This is a genomic window from Streptomyces sp. NPDC041784 (assembly GCF_055591025.1).
Window position 1 is genome coordinate 43,466 of the sequence record NZ_JBVJAB010000025.1, and the last position, 16,962, is coordinate 60,427.

At 72.1% G+C, this 16,962-nt stretch carries 19 protein-coding genes and 1 pseudogene; 9 read left to right on the top strand and 11 right to left on the bottom strand.

Translation table 11 applies throughout. The annotated features are described in order from the left end of the window. Window positions 1-110 precede the first annotated feature (110 nt). The 3 genes and pseudogenes from ACZ6D7_RS36585 to ACZ6D7_RS36595 form a co-directional block, all read right to left on the bottom strand. Window positions 111-368 (bottom strand): annotated as a pseudogene (locus ACZ6D7_RS36585) (zf-HC2 domain-containing protein); the annotation flags it as partial. A 141-nt stretch (window positions 369-509) separates the two neighbouring features. Continuing rightward, window positions 510-1,025: a hypothetical protein gene (locus tag ACZ6D7_RS36590; protein WP_469500407.1), complete on the bottom strand. Its 516-nt coding sequence runs from the start codon at window positions 1,023-1,025 to the stop codon at window positions 510-512. 138 nt (window positions 1,026-1,163) lie between these two features. Then, the gene (locus ACZ6D7_RS36595; protein ID WP_469500409.1) at window positions 1,164-1,712 is read right to left on the bottom strand and encodes a sigma-70 family RNA polymerase sigma factor; all 549 of its coding nucleotides are present in this window, start codon (window positions 1,710-1,712) and stop codon (window positions 1,164-1,166) included. Between the two features lie 284 nt (window positions 1,713-1,996). Here ACZ6D7_RS36595 and ACZ6D7_RS36600 point away from each other — a divergent pair, with 284 nt between their 5' ends. Beyond that, the gene (locus ACZ6D7_RS36600) at window positions 1,997-3,178 is read left to right on the top strand and encodes a CapA family protein (RefSeq protein WP_469500411.1); all 1,182 of its coding nucleotides are present in this window, start codon (window positions 1,997-1,999) and stop codon (window positions 3,176-3,178) included. 69 nt (window positions 3,179-3,247) lie between these two features. Here ACZ6D7_RS36600 and ACZ6D7_RS36605 read toward each other — a convergent pair whose 3' ends face one another. After that, on the bottom strand, window positions 3,248-3,763 hold the full coding sequence (locus tag ACZ6D7_RS36605; protein ID WP_469500412.1) for a MarR family winged helix-turn-helix transcriptional regulator: 516 nt from the start codon (window positions 3,761-3,763) through the stop codon (window positions 3,248-3,250). A 72-nt stretch (window positions 3,764-3,835) separates the two neighbouring features. Between ACZ6D7_RS36605 and ACZ6D7_RS36610 the strand changes: the two genes are divergently transcribed. Next, the gene (locus ACZ6D7_RS36610) at window positions 3,836-4,666 is read left to right on the top strand and encodes an alpha/beta fold hydrolase (protein WP_469500414.1); all 831 of its coding nucleotides are present in this window, start codon (window positions 3,836-3,838) and stop codon (window positions 4,664-4,666) included. Between the two features lie 12 nt (window positions 4,667-4,678). Here ACZ6D7_RS36610 and ACZ6D7_RS36615 read toward each other — a convergent pair whose 3' ends face one another. Further along, complete coding sequence (locus tag ACZ6D7_RS36615; protein ID WP_469500416.1) at window positions 4,679-5,152, bottom strand: universal stress protein; 474 nt, start codon at window positions 5,150-5,152, stop codon at window positions 4,679-4,681. A 111-nt stretch (window positions 5,153-5,263) separates the two neighbouring features. Between ACZ6D7_RS36615 and ACZ6D7_RS36620 the strand changes: the two genes are divergently transcribed. Beyond that, on the top strand, window positions 5,264-5,518 hold the full coding sequence (locus ACZ6D7_RS36620) for a hypothetical protein (protein WP_469500418.1): 255 nt from the start codon (window positions 5,264-5,266) through the stop codon (window positions 5,516-5,518). Between the two features lie 157 nt (window positions 5,519-5,675). After that, entirely contained in the window at window positions 5,676-6,512 is an 837-nt protein-coding gene (locus ACZ6D7_RS36625; protein ID WP_469500420.1) for a polysaccharide deacetylase family protein, read from the top strand. Window positions 6,513-6,546: 34 nt separating this feature from the next. Here ACZ6D7_RS36625 and ACZ6D7_RS36630 read toward each other — a convergent pair whose 3' ends face one another. Then, entirely contained in the window at window positions 6,547-7,218 is a 672-nt protein-coding gene (locus tag ACZ6D7_RS36630; RefSeq protein ID WP_469500422.1) for a class F sortase, read from the bottom strand. Window positions 7,219-7,551: 333 nt separating this feature from the next. Here ACZ6D7_RS36630 and ACZ6D7_RS36635 point away from each other — a divergent pair, with 333 nt between their 5' ends. Then, window positions 7,552-8,055 carry a hypothetical protein gene (locus ACZ6D7_RS36635; RefSeq protein WP_469500423.1) on the top strand — a complete coding sequence of 168 codons (504 nt, stop codon included), beginning with the start codon at window positions 7,552-7,554 and terminating at the stop codon, window positions 8,053-8,055. A 114-nt stretch (window positions 8,056-8,169) separates the two neighbouring features. Here the strand turns inward: ACZ6D7_RS36635 and ACZ6D7_RS36640 are convergent, their stop codons facing one another. The 3 genes from ACZ6D7_RS36640 to ACZ6D7_RS36650 all read right to left on the bottom strand — a co-directional run bounded on the left by ACZ6D7_RS36640 (window position 8,170) and on the right by ACZ6D7_RS36650 (window position 10,395). After that, entirely contained in the window at window positions 8,170-8,709 is a 540-nt protein-coding gene (locus ACZ6D7_RS36640) for a hypothetical protein (RefSeq protein ID WP_469500425.1), read from the bottom strand. 212 nt (window positions 8,710-8,921) lie between these two features. Next, complete coding sequence (locus tag ACZ6D7_RS36645) at window positions 8,922-9,686, bottom strand: bestrophin-like domain (RefSeq protein WP_469500428.1); 765 nt, start codon at window positions 9,684-9,686, stop codon at window positions 8,922-8,924. A 34-nt stretch (window positions 9,687-9,720) separates the two neighbouring features. Then, window positions 9,721-10,395 (bottom strand): hypothetical protein, encoded by a 675-nt coding sequence (locus tag ACZ6D7_RS36650; protein WP_469500430.1) that lies wholly within the window; start codon window positions 10,393-10,395, stop codon window positions 9,721-9,723. Between the two features lie 311 nt (window positions 10,396-10,706). Here ACZ6D7_RS36650 and ACZ6D7_RS36655 point away from each other — a divergent pair, with 311 nt between their 5' ends. The 3 genes from ACZ6D7_RS36655 (at window position 10,707) to ACZ6D7_RS36665 (ending at window position 14,959) form a co-directional block, all read left to right on the top strand. After that, complete coding sequence (locus ACZ6D7_RS36655; RefSeq protein ID WP_469500432.1) at window positions 10,707-11,687, top strand: SCO0930 family lipoprotein; 981 nt, start codon at window positions 10,707-10,709, stop codon at window positions 11,685-11,687. Between the two features lie 327 nt (window positions 11,688-12,014). Then, complete coding sequence (locus ACZ6D7_RS36660; protein ID WP_469500435.1) at window positions 12,015-12,827, top strand: SAM-dependent methyltransferase; 813 nt, start codon at window positions 12,015-12,017, stop codon at window positions 12,825-12,827. After that, a complete protein-coding gene (locus ACZ6D7_RS36665) occupies window positions 12,824-14,959 on the top strand; it encodes a putative bifunctional diguanylate cyclase/phosphodiesterase (RefSeq protein WP_469500437.1) in 2,136 nt (711 codons plus the stop codon). The genes ACZ6D7_RS36660 and ACZ6D7_RS36665 overlap by 4 nt, the downstream gene beginning before the upstream one ends. A 122-nt stretch (window positions 14,960-15,081) precedes the next feature. Here the strand turns inward: ACZ6D7_RS36665 and ACZ6D7_RS36670 are convergent, their stop codons facing one another. Both ACZ6D7_RS36670 and ACZ6D7_RS36675 read right to left on the bottom strand, forming a co-directional pair. After that, a complete protein-coding gene (locus ACZ6D7_RS36670) occupies window positions 15,082-15,288 on the bottom strand; it encodes a hypothetical protein (protein ID WP_469500439.1) in 207 nt (68 codons plus the stop codon). Continuing rightward, window positions 15,285-16,169: a LysR family transcriptional regulator gene (locus tag ACZ6D7_RS36675; RefSeq protein ID WP_469500443.1), complete on the bottom strand. Its 885-nt coding sequence runs from the start codon at window positions 16,167-16,169 to the stop codon at window positions 15,285-15,287. Before ACZ6D7_RS36675 ends, ACZ6D7_RS36670 begins: the two co-directional genes overlap by 4 nt. A gap of 119 nt (window positions 16,170-16,288) precedes the next feature. Between ACZ6D7_RS36675 and ACZ6D7_RS36680 the strand changes: the two genes are divergently transcribed. After that, window positions 16,289-16,960 (top strand): succinate dehydrogenase, encoded by a 672-nt coding sequence (locus ACZ6D7_RS36680; RefSeq protein WP_469500547.1) that lies wholly within the window; start codon window positions 16,289-16,291, stop codon window positions 16,958-16,960. The last annotated feature ends 2 nt before the right edge of the window (window positions 16,961-16,962 follow it).

The following is a 16,962-nucleotide window of genomic DNA, read 5'->3' on the forward strand; positions in this document are numbered from 1 at the left end:
AGAAAAGATAGAGACCTCCATTGTGCGGGGGGGGGGGGGTGTTGCCCCCTCCCCCCCCCCCCCCCCCCCCCCCCCCCCCCCCTGCCCCGCCCCCCCCCCCCCCCCCCCCCCCCCCCCCCCCCCCGGGCCGCCACCTCGCCGAGCAGGCGGTCGAGCAGCCGCGGCCCGGGCCCCGCGAACGGGTGCACGGTCCGCGGGGTCGCCCGCCGGTAGAGCATCATCTGCCGGGCGGTCGGGCCGAACTCGGTGACCTGTGCCGCGCAGCTGGGACACTCCATGAGGTGGTCCTCGAAGCGGAAGGCCTCCGCCTCGTCCAGCACGCCGAGCGCGTACGCGGCGACGTCGCGATGCCTCTCCAGGGACCTCATGCCGAAACCTCGTGCCTTTGGGTGCCAGTGGGGTTACTCCTTGCTCCCACCGGTACGGACCAGGCACCCGAATCACTCAAGCCACGTACCGAATCGTGACCCAGGTGTTCGGAGCGGTCGGTCCCACGGATTGGTGCGAATCTAAAAAAGATGGATCGCGAGGTGTCCGAGGGGCAGTCCGAGCTGCCAGGCGGGCGTCCAGACCTTCGGTCCCTCGTCCTCTCCCACCCCCGGGGCGCCGCCCGGGACCGCGTTCAGGTCGGGGGCCAGCAACTCGGTCTCCTCCAGCCACCGCCAGGCGGCCTCGGCCAGATCGAGATCGGGTGCGGGACCGTCCGACCGGGCGGCCTCGGCCCTCAGTTGGGACATACGTTCACCGACCCAGTCCTGCCACGGCTGGTCGTACGCCGTGAGCGAAAGCCAGGTCTCCAGCTGGGTCACGACCCGGATGCCGGGCAGTTCCCCGTCGGTGTCGGACAGGAAGATCGTCAACGCCAGCGCGTCGCGGCCGGCGCGGAACTCGAAGGACGTCGGCGGCATCAGATCGCCGGTCCGCAGCAGCTCGTCGGCGATGTATTCGGCGTACAACCAGGCCATGGGGACGGTGAGCTGACCTCCGTCGGAACCGTCCGTGCTCTGATGACCTCTGTGCAGCATCCCTTCCTGCCTTCCTCCGGTGCGTGCGCGTCGCCCGATGCCGGGATCCCCCAGTCCGGAACACGGATAAGGACACCCGATTACTCAACCGAGGTCCTCGGCAAGGCGCTTTACGGAGGTTTGACTCGACGCTGGGTTTCAGGCCAGGTCGGGCGCGTAACCGGGAAGCACCCGGCGCAGGGCGCGCAGCGCGTAGTACGCGCGCGACTTCACGGTACCGGGCGGGATCCCGAGGGCCTCGGCGGCCTCCGCCACACTGGCCCCCTGGAAGTACACCAGCACCAGGACTTCACGGTGCTCCGGAGTGAGTGTCTTCACAGCCTCGCGCACATCGAGGGCCGCGGCGGCCCGTTCGGCGTGGTCGGCGCAGACCGGCGCGTTCTCCAGGACCGCGTCCCCGACCTCGGCCGGCCGGGCCTGCCGGGCCCGCCGCGCGTCGATCGCCAGCCGCCGTCCGACGGTGAGCAGCCAGGGCCGCACGGATTCGAAGGTGTCGGCCCGCAGTGCCTCGGGATGCTGCCAGGCGCGCACCAGGGTCTCCTGGACGAGGTCCTCGGCGCGCTGGCGGTCGCCGTCGCAGAGCCGCAGGAGCAGCGCGAAGAGCGGTCGGCCGTGCTCGCGCTGGAGCGCGGCCAGCTCGTGCTCGGCGGTCGTCGTCCTGGCGGTGAGGGTGGTCCCGGCGGTCATGGGCGTATGGCACCGCAAGGGACGGTTTCGGGACAGGGCGCGCACAAGGGTCTGCGGCGGACGGTCGATCGCGTCGACGAACGGTTCGACGAACGGTCGGGGCGGCCGGGAACGGGGCGTACCGGATCGGGGCGGACCGGGGCGGTCGCGAACGGCTGGACGGGATCGGGGCGGTCGCGAACGGCCGGACCAGCTCTAGTCCGATCGCGCGCATCGGGCGGAGCGTCGGGAGTGCCGGGGCCGTCTCTCCGCGCGTATGAGCTAGGAGTGATACGTGCGTAAATATGACAATGCATTCGAAGGGGGGTGACCCGGTGTTCCTCGCCCGCAGACACCAGGTGGCTCTCGCCCTGACCGCTCTCCTCGCCGCGGCCGCCGCCTGTCAGGCCCGCGATCACCCGGCCGAACGGGCCGGCAACCCGGCCCCGTCCGCCGCCCGCAGCTTCACCCTGGTCGCCTCCGGCGACATCATCCCGCACGCCACGATCATCGACCGGGCGCGCTTCGACGCCGGCGGCACCGGCTACGACTTCCGCCCGATGCTCCGGGGCATCCAACCGGTGGTCTCCCGCGCCGATCTGGCGCTGTGTCACATGGAGACCGTGTACGGCGCGAACGGCGACTACACCGGCTACCCGGTCTTCAAGTCCCCGCCGGAGATCGCCGCGGCCGTCGCCGCCACCGGCTACGACGGCTGCTCCACCGCCTCCAACCACAGCCTCGACGACGGCGCCGCCGGAGTGCAGCGCACCCTCGACGCCCTCGACGGCGCGGGCGTGCGCCACGCCGGAACCGCCCGCACCGAGTCCGAGGCCAACTCGGTCACGCTCCTGCGCGCCGGTGGGGCCGAGGTCGCCCACCTCGCCTACACCTACGACACCAACGGCTTCCCGCTCCCGCCGGGTCAGCCGTGGACCGTCAACCTCATCGACGAGGACCGCATCGTCGCCGACGCCAAGGCCGCCCGGAAGGCGGGCGCCGACGTGGTCGTCGTCTCCCTGCACTGGGGCACCGAGTGGCAGGACGCGCCGGACGACCGCCAGCTCACCCTCGCCCGCGCCCTCACCGCCTCCCGCACCGGCGGGCGCGCCGACATCGACCTGATCCTGGGCACCCACGCCCATGTCCCGCAGGCGTACGAGAAGGTCAACGGCACCTGGGTCGTCTACGGCATGGGTGACCAGATCGCCGGTGAGATGTTCAACGACCTGGGCTCCCGGGATCCGCGCGGCAACCAGTCCACCGTGGCCCGCTTCACCTTCGCCCCGCCCGCCCGGCCCGGTGGCCGCTGGGAGGTGCGCAAGGCCGAGTTCGTGCCGCAGTTGTTCGACGTGGACGCCGGCCGTGTCGTCGACCTCAACCGGGCCCTCGCGCAGGGCGCCGCCGTCCAGGGTGTGCGCGACCGGATCCGGGACGTCGTCCTCGGCCGGGGCGCCGCGAAGGACGGGCTGAGGATGGGGGAGTAGCCGAGAAGGGGGCTGGGCGGCAGGGGAAGGCGCGGCAGGGAGAGGGGCGGCAAGGGAAGGCGCGGCAGGTCAGTCACCGACGTCGACGTGGTCGAAGGTCCTCAGCATCTCCGTCAGCACCCGTACGCAGGCCCGCACCTCGGCGTCGGTCAGGTCGCCCCCGACCTGGCGGTTCAGGGTGTGCTCGCGCTCCAGGACGGAGGTGATCAGCGTCCGGCCCTCGTCGGTGAGCCGGATCAGGGACGAGCGCTGGTGCGCGGGATTGGGGACGGTCTCCGCCCACCCGTGCGCCATCGCGTCGTTGACCATGCGCTGCACGAACTGCCGGCTCAGCGCCTGCATCCGGCTCAGCTGCGGGACCGTCATGTCCCCTTTCCGGCGCAGCAGATCGAGCACGGAGCGCACGCCGACGGAGGCCCCTTCGACGGCCTCGCCCTGCTCGACCTTGCGCAGGGCGCGCCGGTAGAGCGGGCCGATCAGGTCGAAGACCTGGGCGAGCCGGTGGCCGAGTTCGTCGGGCGGGAGGGGGGCGTCGCCCGCGTGCTCGTCGCCGCCGGGCTGGGCGGACCTGTCGGTGTCGTTCACTCCCCCATCATGCATGCCCCCAGTATGACACCTTGGTTGCCAAATTCCCTCCAAGATGACACCTTGGTTGTCATGACTACTGCTTCGGAGCACACCTATCCGTCCATGAAGTCCTTCGCCTCCGCCGACGGCGATCTCGCCTACCGCGAGGCCGGCACCGGCGACGTCGTGGTCCTGGTCCACTCGGGATTCGTCGACCACCGCGTGTTCGACGCGGTGATCCCGGCGCTCGCCGCCACCCACCGGGTGATCGCGGCGGACGTACGCGGACACGGCGCCTCCGCCAACGCGAGCAGGCCCTTCCGCTGGGCCGACGACCTCGCCGACCTGATCCGCCATCTCGACGCGGGCCCCGTGGTGCTCGTCGGCGCCTCCATGGGCGGCGTCATCGTCAGCGAAACCCTGCTGGAACACCCGGAGCTGGTCCGCGCGGCCGTCGTGGGCGGCGCCTCGACCGGCGAGTTCCAGGACTCCGACCCCTGGCACCGGGCGATCCAGGACGAGATGGGCCGCGCGCTGACGGCCGGTGACATCGGGGCCTGGCTGAAGGCGTTCCTCTCCTATGTGCCCGGCCCGCACCGCACGCTCGACGACGTGGACCCGGACATCCTGCACCGGCTGCGGGAGATGGCCCTGCACACCCTCTCCAAGCACACGCCCGGCGAGCCGGACTGGCGTGTCCCGGTGACCGACACCTGGTCCCGGGTACCGAAGATCGACGTCCCCGTGCTCACCGTGAACGGCGCCCTGGACACCGCCGACGCGATCGCCGCGGCACAGCGCCTGGCCGACGGCGTCCGTAACGGCCGGTCCGTGCTGATCGAGGGCACCGGGCACTACGCGAACATGGAGAAGCACGAGGAGTTCACGGCGGTAGTCGCGGACTTCCTGCGCGGCCTCTGACCGGCCGTACGGCTACGGCACCACCGTCACCGGCCATCGCCCGGCCTTGACCAGCCGCACGGCCACCGATCCCACGATCCGGTGGCCGGCCTGCTCGGAGGCGCCCACCACCACCGCGTCGGCCTTCAGGTCGTCCGCGGCCTTCACCAGCCCGTTGTACGGGTCGCCGCGGAACGTGTGGAACTCCCAGCGCACGTCGAATATCCCGCGCGTGCGCTCGGCCGACTCCCGGATCTGCGCGACCAGGTCCTCGGCGATCTCGTCGGTCGTCTCCGAGACCGGCACCCCGAGCGCCGCGCCCGCCGCCAGCACCGGCTGCACGTACACCAACGCGAGGAGCGCGTTCTGGCGGCGGGCCAGGCCGCCCGCGTAGGACGCGGCCCGCAGCGAGGAATCGGAGCCGTCCACGCCGACGAGGATCACCTTGGGGCCGTCCGTACCCCGCTCGAACCGGTGCGCGGGCTGCTGCGCGTGCTGTTCCGTCACGGTCCGAGGCTATCGGAACCCCCAGGTCCGTTCCGCGCGCGGGCCCTGGATCCGGCCGCCCCGCGGGCCGCTCGACGGGCGCGGCCGCCCGGCTGTTCCTACAGCCGGAACATGAGTGCCACCGTGGCGAGCACCACGGCCAAGGACACCGCGGGCCCGCCGGGGCGGCCCGCGGACCGCTACCTGAGCCGGGTGCCCGACGTCTTCGCGACGTTCTTCGGCGCCCTGGGTCTGCTCTGTGTCCTGCTCGCGCTCTTCCCGCCGCTGCGCCGCCTGCTGCGCCCGCTCGTCCGCTTCCTCGACCTGGTGATCGTCCCGGTCAGCGCCAACCTCGCCTACGCGGCCCCGCAGGGTTCACCGTCCTGACGGCTGATCAGCTCTCCCTGCACCTCTCCCGCACGGACCCCTCGGCGGGGCCCTCTTCAACAGCTGGGACTGACCGCTGCGCCGCCTGAGTGGATTCGTGCCGCCGGAGCGGTGTCGCCGTGGTGCGTCGGGGGCGCAGCGGGCGACTGATGACTGCATGAAGAAGGATCAGTTGTTCACGCGGCGCCGGGTGTTGCTCATCGGCACCGCCGCCGTCGGGGCGGCCGGTACGGCCGGACTGCTCCGGGGCGCGGGCGAGAAGCCGCCCGCGGCCGCCGCCCCGGCCGCGGGCGCCCCCGCGCGCCGCCTCCCGCTGAAGCCCTCCGCCTACCGCCTCCAGCCGCTGACCGGGTACGGTCCGCCGCGCACCGCGCCCGGCCGCCCCCCGGTCCGCCGCGCTCCGCTGCTGAAGATGACCGGCCGCGGCCGCACCATGGTGCTGACCTTCGATGACGGCCCCGACCCCCGCTACACCCCCGCCATCCTCGACACTCTCGCCGAGTACGACGTCCGCGCGATGTTCTTCGTGTGCGGGGAGATGGCCGTCGACCACAAGGACCTCCTCGCGCGGATGGCCGACGAGGGGCACGTCGTCGGCAACCACACCTGGTCCCACCCCCTGCTCACCGCGCTCACCCGCCGCCAGATCCGCTCCGAGATGACCCGCACCTGCGAGGTGATCGAGGACGGCTACGGCGAGCGGCCGCACTGGTTCCGCGCCCCCTACGGCGCCTGGAACCGCGCCGCCTTCCAACTGGGCGCCGAACTCGGCATGGAGCCCCTGGGCTGGACCGTCGACACCCTCGACTGGACCGCCCCCGGCACCGGCACCATCGTCGACCGCGTCGAGAACGGTGCCGGCCCGGGCGTCGTGGTGCTCTCGCACGACGCCGGCGGCGACCGCTCCCAGAGCGTGCGGGCCCTGCGCCGCTATCTGCCCCAACTGCTGGACTCCGGCTACCACATCACCGTCCCGCGCCGGCAGTACTCCTAGGCGCGCGGCGGGTTTCCCGCCCGGTCGGGGCCGTTCAGCGGACCTCGACCAGGCGGGCGAAGGCGACCACGTTCCCGTCGTATCCGTTCGCCTTGGAGAAACCACCGCCGCAGGTGATCACCCGGAGTTCCGGGGCGCCCTTGGAGGCATAGACACGGTCGCCGGGGAAGTCGTTCTTCGCGAAGACCTCGATGCCGTAGATCTCGAAGACGGCCGTCTTTCCGTCCTGCCGCGCCACCTCGACGCGATTTCCCTTCTTCAGGGCCCCGAGTCCATAGAAAACGGCGGGGCCCAGCCTGTTGTCGACATGGCCGACGACGACGGCCGTCCCCTTTTCGCCCGGTGTGACACCCCCGGTGAACCAGCCGGCCAGATTGGGGTCCTCGGGGGGCGGCGCGGCCACCCAGCCGTCCGCGTCCAGCCCCACCGGCATCACCGGCGCGTCGACCCGGATCGTGGGAATCCGCACCCGGGCGGGCAGCCCGTACGGCAGCGGATCCGGGGCCTTTCCGAAGACGCCGACCCCGGTCCGGCTGTCCGCGGCCGCCGCCGACGCGGGCTGCGGCGGCCCGATGTCGAATTCCCCCGAACCGTTCCGGATGAGCGCGAGACCGGTCAGCAGAACCAGCGCTATCACCCCCCAGGGGGCCCGCTTCCGCTGCCGCTCCTCCTCTTCCGCCACCTCGGACAGCTCGTACGCAGACATTCGCCAGCCCCTTTCGACGCGGCCGTCGCCACGTCCTTTCGCGCATAAGAGAACGCTAAGTGTCCCAAGGGAAACCGGCGACGGGGCCGCAGCGAACGGGTGGCGTTCCGGGCTTTCGGTGCGCCATCCGAGTTGCCGACGAAAGTAATTTTCTGACGGTCCGTGACCTGCGGCGATATCCGAATGCGCGCTTTTCCCCCGGCGTGTCCTCTCACCAGGACGGACCATTCTCGACATGCGGGCACGCAGACGGCATCTGAGGGTCGTTCCGGGAGGCGCTTTCTCGCCGACACACCGGGGACGGGCCCCGGGGTGCCTTCCGCGGAGGAACACATGCGCAGCACTCGTATCGTGGCGGCCTCGGCGGTCTCGGCCGCCGCGGTCGCCGCCCTCGGCCTCGCCGCCCCGGCGGCCGCCGCCCGGGACGGCGCGAACGTCAGCCCGAGGAACATCGTCGTCCTGCCCAGCGTCATCGCCCGCGGCGGCCAGATCACGGTCATGGTCGACGGCTGCCCGACCGGCGGCACCATGACCTCGAACGCCTTCCGGCAGTCCAACCTGACGCCCATCAACGGTGTCAACCAGACCGCGAAGGGCACCGCGACCATCGACAACAACGCCCGCCCGGGCCCCTACGACATCACCGTCAACTGCTCGGGCCGGACGCTGACCCGCCCGGCCGCCTTCACCGTCATCGGCGGTGTCCGCGGCGGTGTCGGCGGCAGCTCCACCGGCGCCACCCCCACCGACGTGGCCATCGGCGGCGGGCTGGTGGCCGCGGCCGTGGTCGGCGGCGGCCTGTTCTGGATGCGGCGCCGCGCCGAACGCCGTATCTGACGGCGCTGTCGGACGGCGCTGTCCGACGCACCCGCACAGCTGCTCTCGGCGGACAGCAGCAGGAAGGGCCTCGCCCCGGATCCCCAAGGGTCCGGGGCGAAGCCCCGTGGCCGGTCAGCCGCCATCCTCGCCGGTGCGCCGCCGGGAGAAGTGGTACGCGGCACCGATCGCGCCCGCGATCAGCGCGGCACCCAGGCCGATCTCCTTCAGATCGAACCCGGCGGCGCTGCCGCCCTCGCCGGCGTGCACCCCGTGGTACAGCGGATAGGGCACCGGAGTCGGATTGCCGGGCCGCACGGCGGCGATGGTCAGCTCCTTGACGGCGCTCAGACCGCCGCAGCTGAACGTCACCCGGTACGACGCGCCGGGCTTCGCGTCCCAGTCGACCTCCGCCACCGCCGACGACGACCCCCGGGGGATGGTGACCGTGTCGAACACCCCCGACGACACCGTCACCGAGCTTCTGCACCCGGTGACCTCCCGGTCCACCCGCAGGACGACCTCCCCGCCCGCCACCACGGTGGCGGGCACCACGCTGTACCCGGTGGACATGACGTAGTGGTCGTCGCCGCTGATCGCGACGGCGGCCGGTGCGGAGAGGGCCAGGGCGCTGATGCCCAGCAGTGCGGCCGAAGCGACGCGTATCGCGTGCATGGTGGATCCTCCGGTCCCCGAGGAGCAGCTGCGGACCTGTTCCGCTCGCGCCAGAAATGCACCTCGATGACCGAAACGCTAGGAACAGGTGTGCGCCCGCGCGATCGCAGTCGCGCGAATGGGGCACGGGTGTGGGCCGCTCAGGGGACGTCCGCTGCTGCGTCCGGGGGACGGTGACGGCGTGGCGGCCGCCCGTCCCCCGGTGGGCCCGCTCAGTCCCCGGCGGACGGGAAGAGGTGCAGGAAGGGTTCGGCGGACGCGGTGATGCCCCGGCTGTAGGGCGCGTCGAAGTCCCAGATGAGGAACAGCAGGAACGCGATCAGCGCGGAGAACAGCCCCGCCAGGATCAGTTCACGGGGGGTACGCCGGATCTGGAGCGCGAAGACCATGCCGATCGTGATGAGCGCTCCGGCGAGCAGGCCGAACCACACCACTCCGGGCATGGTCGCCCCGGTCGAGCCGGCGCGGGAGTTGCGCGCCTGGTCCGCCGCGGCCATCTGGTCCAGCAGCGGCTGGTAGGCCTGTGCCTGGAAGTCGTCCGCGGGCTCGTAGTCGGTGACGTCCGCCCGGACGCGCTCGAGGAGCTCGTCACCGCGCTCGGTGACCTCGCCGTCCTCGGCCATCTTCTTCCACTCGACGGTGACGACGTGTCCGACATAGGCGTTGACATCCTCCCGGATGCGGTCCCTGACGTCGGCCGGGTAGACCCGCACCCGCTCCGAGATCTCGTGCAGCGCCTGGGCCTCCGCCTGGACGTGGTCCTGCGCGACGCTGCGCGCCTCCCAGACACCGGCGATGGCCAGGCCCAGGACGATGGCGTACACCACACCGATCCACATCGTCATGTACTCGATGACGTCCGGGGTCTCGGAGGGGTCCTCGTCGTCGGCCGCCGTGCGGTGCCGTACGAGGGTCACGACGATCACCACCGCGCAGGCGGCGAGCATCGCGAAGGTGAGAACAAGCCATTCCGGCAAGAGAAGCCTCCTGTATCGGCATGGGGCCCGCCCCCTAGCGGGGCCGCAGCGCGGCGACGGCGACCAGCGCGGGCACGGTGATGAGCAGGACGTAGGTGACCGGTGACGAGCCGCCGCCGGACGACCGGGGGCGCGCAGGGGAGTGGTACGCCGGGTAGCTCACCGGGGTCGCCGAAGGGGTCGGAGTGGGCTTCGGTTTGGGGGTGGGCTTCGGTTTCGGGGTGGGTGTGGGGGTGGGCGTCGGGGTCGGCAGCGGACGCGGTGCCGCGGGCGGTGCGGGCGCGGGCGGCGGGGCCGGCCGGGGGGTGGTCCGGGGCGGCGGCTTCGGCGGCTTGGGTGTGGGTTTCGGGGGCGGTGAAGGCTTGGGCTGCGGGGGCGGTTCGGGCGGGGGCGGCGGCTCGGGCGTCGGGGTGGGCGTGGGGGTCGACACCGGGCACACCGGGGGCGTCGGCTTCGCCGGCCACGAAAGGCCCCCCGAGACGCTCCCCGCGGCTCCTGCGGCGCTTCCCGCAGTGCCTCCCGCGGCGCCGTCCGCGGTGCTCCCCGCGACGGCCACCGCCGCGCTGCCGCCCGGGCCCGTCGAGGCGTACGCGCACGCGTCGGCCGCGGCCACCCCGGCCGGCCCGGCCGCGAGGATCCAGGTGGCGGTCACCAGGGCCAACGCCCTCGCGGCGACGGCGGCGGATCGGGTCGGTTCGGATCCATGCACGTCGGAGATCATGCGGCCTGCCGCACCCGGCCACGCCCGCCCCGGTCGGGATTGCCCCGAACGGGGGAAGTCCGCGCCCGCAGGTTTGGCGGGCGGATGTTCGCGCCACCACTCCGGGCACACGTGTACGACGGTCGCGGCCTGCGTCCGGCCATGGCCCGATGCGGCCCGTCGGGCCCCCGGAACACAGCTCCCGGAAAGAATTTTGTGCCGCGTTTGAACGCAACGACCCCCTCCGTGCGTACCCAGTGTCGTGCGGCGGCGCAGCAGGGCGCTGCAACACCCTTGCGACTATCGGGGAGTTGTTGACGATGAAGACCTCCTGGCGGAGCGCCTCGCTCACGGCGAGCGCTGTGGCCGTGCTGACGCTGACGACGGCGTGCGGTCAGGAAAGCGGGACGTCGAGCTCGAGCCAGAACGTGGGCGCCACGGCCCCGGGCACGATCGCGGGTGTGGGTGCCGGGGCCGGTGTCGGCGCGGGCGTGGGTGCCGGTGCCACGGCGAGCCCGACCGGTGGGACCGGTGCGGACGCCGCGGGCGGTAGCGGGGGGCTGGCGGTCAGCGCCAACGCGGAGCTGGGCAAGATCCTGACCGACGGCAGCGGCAAGACCCTCTACCGGTTCGACTCCGACACCGCCGAACCGCCGAAGTCCAACTGCGACGGCGACTGCGCCACCGCGTGGCCTCCGGTGTCCGCCGACGACGTGACCGCCGGCGACGGCATCGACAAGTCGCTGCTCGGCGAGGTCACCCGCTCCGACGGCACCAAGCAGCTGACCGTGGCCGGCTGGCCCGCCTACTACTACGCCAAGGACGCCAAGGCCGGTGACACCACCGGCCAGGGCGTGGGCAACAAGTGGTTCGCGCTGGCCCCCGACGGCAAGAAGGCCAAGTCCGCCGCGGGCTCCGGCTCCGCCACCGACGAGCCCGGGCTGTCCGTGCGCAACGACCCCAACCTGGGCGAGATCGTCGTCGACAAGAACGGCATGACGGTCTACCGCTTCCTGAAGGACAAGGCGTGGCCCGACCCGATCTCCAACTGCGAGGGCGCCTGCGTGGAGAAGTGGCCGGTCGTCGCCCCGGTCGCCACCAACGACACCGAGGGCGTCCAGAAGAAGGGCCTCATGAGCTTCACCCGGGGTGACGGCGTCAAGCAGATGACGGTCAACTGCTCGCCGATCTACACCTTCTCCGGTGACAAGGCCCCGGGTGACATCAACGGGCAGGGCGTGGGCGGCCAGTGGTACGCCGTGGCCCCCGACGGAAAGCTGGTCGGCGCGCCGGAGCAGTAGAGATCACCTCCCCAGGGCTGATCCCCGCAACTGCCCGACGCGCCCGACCCCCCGGTCCGCCCCCTCCGCGCCGCACGGAGGGGGCGGACCGCTGTGCTGTGACGTCATCCGTCGTATGCGTAGACTTTCGCCGCCCTTCAGGCCACTTCGGAACTCTCCGGAACGCTTCGGGTGCTTTTCGGTGGCCCCTTCGGGGGGCGTCAATTCGGCACGTGCCGCAGGCAGTGACCGGGAACGGACGGTCAATTTCCGTTTCGGCTCGCCCGTTTGGCGGGCGATCAGTAGCCTCAGCTCGAACACCGGATCGCCTACGCCTTGGAGAGATACATGGAGCGTCCCGCCTGGGCCCCACGGAGCATCGACATCTCGGTGCCCAGTGTCTCGCGGATCTACGACTACTACCTGGGCGGTTCGCACAACTTCGAGGTCGACCGGGAAGCGGCCCGCAGGGCCATGGAGTTCATGCCGGGGCTCCCGAAGATCATGCAGGCGAACCGGGCGTTCATGCGGCGCGCGGTGCGCTGGGCGGTCGGTGAGGGCATCACCCAGTTCCTCGACATCGGATCGGGCATCCCCACCTTCGGCAACGTCCACGAGGTGGCGCAGTCGGCCTACCCCGGCGCCCGTGTCGTCTACGTCGACCACGACCCGGTGGCCGTGGCGCACAGCCAGGCCGTGCTGGCGGGCAACGCGGACACGGACGTCGTCGCCGCCGATCTGCGCAAGCCGCGGGAGATCCTCGCCAGCCCCCAGGTGCAGGGCCTGATCGACCTGGACCGGCCGGTGGCCCTGCTGCTCGTTGCCATACTGCACTTCGTGGAGGACGCGGACGACCCGTACGCGGCGGTGGCCGAGCTGAGCGCGGCGCTGGCGCCCGGCAGCCTGCTCGTGCTCACCCATGCCTCGTACGAGGGAATCCCGCTGCCCCCGGAGCGGGCCGAGGGCGCGGTGGACGTGTACGAGGACATCCGCAACCCGCTGATCATGCGCTCGCGTGACGAGATCGCGCGGTTCTTCAAGGGGTACGACATGGTGGAACCGGGACTGGTGCCGATGCCGCGATGGCGGCCGGACACAGCACCGGAGGACGAGGATCCCTACGCCTTCTCCGGGTTCGGCGGCGTGGGGCGTACCGCGTGACCGCCGAACCGGACGGGCCGGAGGACAGACTGCGCCGTTTCGCGACGATCTGGAGCCGGGCGGTGTTCCCGGTGACCTCGACGTCGCTGACCCGGCCGGAGTTCGAGGAACAACTCCTGCCACTGGCGCGACGGTTGCGCGGGGCGCTGCTGGCGAGGGCCCTCGACGCCGACACGGGCAAGGAGGTCGGCGCGGCCCTCGTCGCGGCGCACTGCACCGACCCCGAGGCGCTCAGCCGCGCCCTCGACTGCGTCGACGCCTATCTGGTGCTCTACTGCGGCGAGGACGGCCCCCAGGAGGACCTGCGCACCCGCGCCTCACGCCTCCAGCACGCCATGGCCGCCGGGTACGCGCAGGCGCTGCGCGAGCGCACACTGGCCGAGCAGGAGGCCATCGCCCAGGCCGCGTTGCGGGCCCAGGGCGTGGTGGCGCAGGCGCTGCACGCGAGCGAGGCCCGCTTCCGCGCGGTCTTCGAAGGGGCCGCGATAGGAATCGGCATCGCCGATCTGGACGGCAACGTCCTGGAGTCCAACGGTGCCATGCTGCGCATGTTCGGCGGTTCCGAGCAGACGGTGCGCGGCCGCAACCTCCGCGAGTGGACGCACGCCGAGGACGCCCCCCAGGTCTGGCGCCTCTACGAGGAGCTGGTGCGGGGCGAACGCGAGCACTACCACACGGAGAAGGCGTTCTACCGCCCCGACGGAACGGTCCTGTGGACCAATCTGACGGTCTCCCTGCTGCGCGACCCCGACGGCCGGCCGCAGTACCAGCTGGTGCTGATGGAGGACACCACCGAGCGCCGTCTGCTCAACCTCCGGCTGCGCTACGAGGCCACCCACGACGCGCTCACCGGTCTGCCCAACCGCACGCTGTTCTTCGAACGACTGGAGAAGGTGCTCGGCGCCGGCGGGGACCAGCGCTTCGGGCTGTGCTACCTCGACCTGGACGGCTTCAAGACCATCAACGACAGCCTCGGCCACGCGGCCGGCGACCAGCTGCTCGTCGAGGTCGCCGACCGGCTCCAGTCCTGCGCGACCGCGCCCGGCGAGATGGTCGCCCGCCTCGGCGGCGACGAGTTCGTGGCGCTGACCACCAGCCCCGACACCTGCCGCGAGGTCGACGAACTCGCCACCCGGATCCAGAACGCCCTGGTCGCGCCCGTGCGCATCGACGGCCGGGAGCTGACCGTGCGCGGCAGCATCGGCATCGTCGAGGGCGCGGCGGGGGAGCGCAGCCCGGCCGAGGTGCTGCGCAGCGCCGACATCACCATGTACCGGGCCAAGTCGGCGGGCGGCAACCGCTTCGAGCTGGCCGACCCCGAGGCCGACGCCCGCGCGATCACCCGGCACGGGCTGACCACGGCACTGCCGGCCGCCCTGGAGCGCGGCGAGTTCTTCATCGAGTACCAGCCGCTGGTGCATCTCGGCGACGGCAGTGTGCGCGGCGCGGAGGCGCTGGTGCGCTGGCTGCATCCGCAGCACGGGGTGCTCGGCCCCGACCGGTTCATCCCGCTCGCCGAGCACACCGGCCTGATCGTGCCGCTGGGCCGCTGGGTGCTGGAGCAGGCCGTCGGCCAGGCCCGGCAGTGGCGGGAGCGGGGCGGGGAGACCGATTCCCTCCGGATCAACGTCAATCTCTCGCCGTGCCAGCTCACCCACCCCGGCCTGGTGCAGGACACGGTCGACATCCTGGAACGCGCGGGCGTCGAGCCGCAGGCCCTCTGCCTGGAGGTGACCGAGTCGGCGCTGATCGGCGCCGACGACGACCTGCTCAAGCCGCTGCGCCGGCTCGCCGAGATGGGCGTCGACATCGCCCTGGACGACTTCGGCACCGGCTACTCCAACCTCGCCAACCTGCGCCGGCTGCCGGTGAGCGTCCTCAAGCTGGACCGCTCCTTCACCCAGGGCATGCAGCAGTTCCCGGCCGACCCCGTCGACCTCAAGATCGTCGAGGGGATCGTCTCCCTCGCCCACAGCCTGGACCTCGCGGTCACGGTGGAGGGCGTGGAGACCGGTGCCCAGGCCGAACAGCTGCGCATACTCGGCTGCGACACGGCCCAGGGCTGGTACTACGCCCGCCCGGGCCCACCGGAACGCCTGCACGACCTGGCGCTGGTGGACGCCATCGGGTGAAGGGCGAAGGGTGAAGGCGAAGGGGGCGAGGACGCCGAGGACGCCGAGGACGCCTCCCCCCGTGGGCCTTGCCGCGGGCGGATCTCCGTAGCGTGTGCGGGGTCCGCCCGGCGCGCCTCGGGTCAGCCCGCCGCGTGCGGGTCCAGGTCGCCCGCCACGGCCAAGGCGGCGCGCACCAGCGCCGCCGCGGACGTCGAGCGGGACCGCCGGAGCCGGGCGACGGCCAGGACCGAGGGTGGGGCGTCCGGGACCGGGTGGCAGACGATGCCGTCGCGGGGACAGCCGGCGCCGACGGAGCTCGAGGCGGCGGCCGGAATCCGGCCGGTCACCTCTCCAGCAGCATCCGCTGCAACTCCCGGGCGGCCCGGGGCGGAGCCACGTCGCTGCGGTGGGCGAGGGCGATCGTGCGGTGCAGGCCGGGGCGGGCGAGCGGGGTGACGCGCAGACCCCGGCCCGAGCGGGCCGCCACCATGCGCGGGACGACCGCCATGCCGAGGCCCGCCCGTACGAAGCCCAGCACCGCGTCCATCTCCCCGCCCTCCACCGCGAAGTCCGGCTCGAACCCCTCCGCCCGGCACGCGGCCACGGTCAGTTCCCGCAGGTCGTAGCCGTGCCGGAACATCACCAGGCGCTCGCCCTCCAGATCGGCGATGCGGACGGTGCGCCGTCCCTCGCCCGGCCGGGGCGCCTCCGGGGAGGACACCACGACCAGGTCCTCCCGCAGCAGTTCCACCGTCGTCAGCGCCGGGGACGGCGTTGGCAGGGGCAGCACGATCAGGGCCAGGTCGAGGGCGCCTCGGGCCAGCTCCCGGACCAGGTCGTGCGAGCCGCCCTCCTCGATCAGCAGCCGGATGCCCGGGTAGCGGTCGTGGAAGGCGCGCAGCACGTCCGGCAGCAGGCCCGTGCACAGACTCGGGGTCGCGCCCAGCCGTACCCGGCCGCTGCGCAGCTGCACCAGTTCCTGCACCTCGTAGCGCGCGGTCTCGGTGTCCGCGAGGATCCGCCGGGCCAGCGGCAGCAGCGCCTCCCCGGCGTCGGTCAGCGTGATGTTGCCGCGCGCCCGCTGGAAGAGATCAGCGCCCAACTCCCGTTCCAGCGCCCGGATCTGCTGCGACAGCGAGGGCTGCGCGACATGCACCAGTTCGGCGGCCCGGGTGAAGTGCCGGGTCTCGGCGACCGCCACGAAGTACTGGAGCTGCTGGAACTGCATCCAGCCATGATAGGCACAGGCTATGGAAACGAGCCGTTCCATGTCTTGGACCGATGGGGTCGAACGGCCCTAGCGTCTGGGGCATGGCTCTGGCAACGCGGACGGACCGACGGCCGTCGATGGCGCGCACCGTGTGGAACTCCTCCGTCGGCAAGAAGACGGTGATGGCCGTCAGCGGCCTGATCATGCTGCTGTACCTGGTCGTCCACATGATCGGAAACCTGAAGATCTTCTTCGGGCCGGGCGAGTTCAACCACTACGCGCACTGGCTGCGCACGGTCGGCGAACCGTTCATGCACTACGAGTGGACGCTGTGGCTGATCCGCGTCGTCCTCGTGGCCGCCGTCGTCGCCCACGCCACCTCCGCGTACCAGCTCAGCCGCCGCGACATCAGGGCCCGGCCCAGCAAGTACGTGCACCGGAAGGCGCGGGCGAGCTACGCCACGCGCACCATGCGCTGGGGCGGGATCATCCTCGGCCTCTTCATCGTCTGGCACGTCCTGGACCTCACGACCGGCACCGTGCACAGCGGCGGCTTCCAGGAGGGCCACCCGTACCAGAACGTGGTGGACACCTTCTCCACCTGGTACGGCAACCTCGTCTACATCGTCGCGATGCTCGCCCTCGGCCTGCACATCCGGCACGGCTTCTGGAGCGCCGCCCAGACCCTCGGCGCCGGCAGCCGCACCCGCGACCGCGCCCTGAAGACCACGGCCAACGTCCTCGCACTGCTGCTCACGGCCGGCTTCATCGCCGTACCCGTGGGCGTCATGACCGGAGTGGTGAGCTGAAC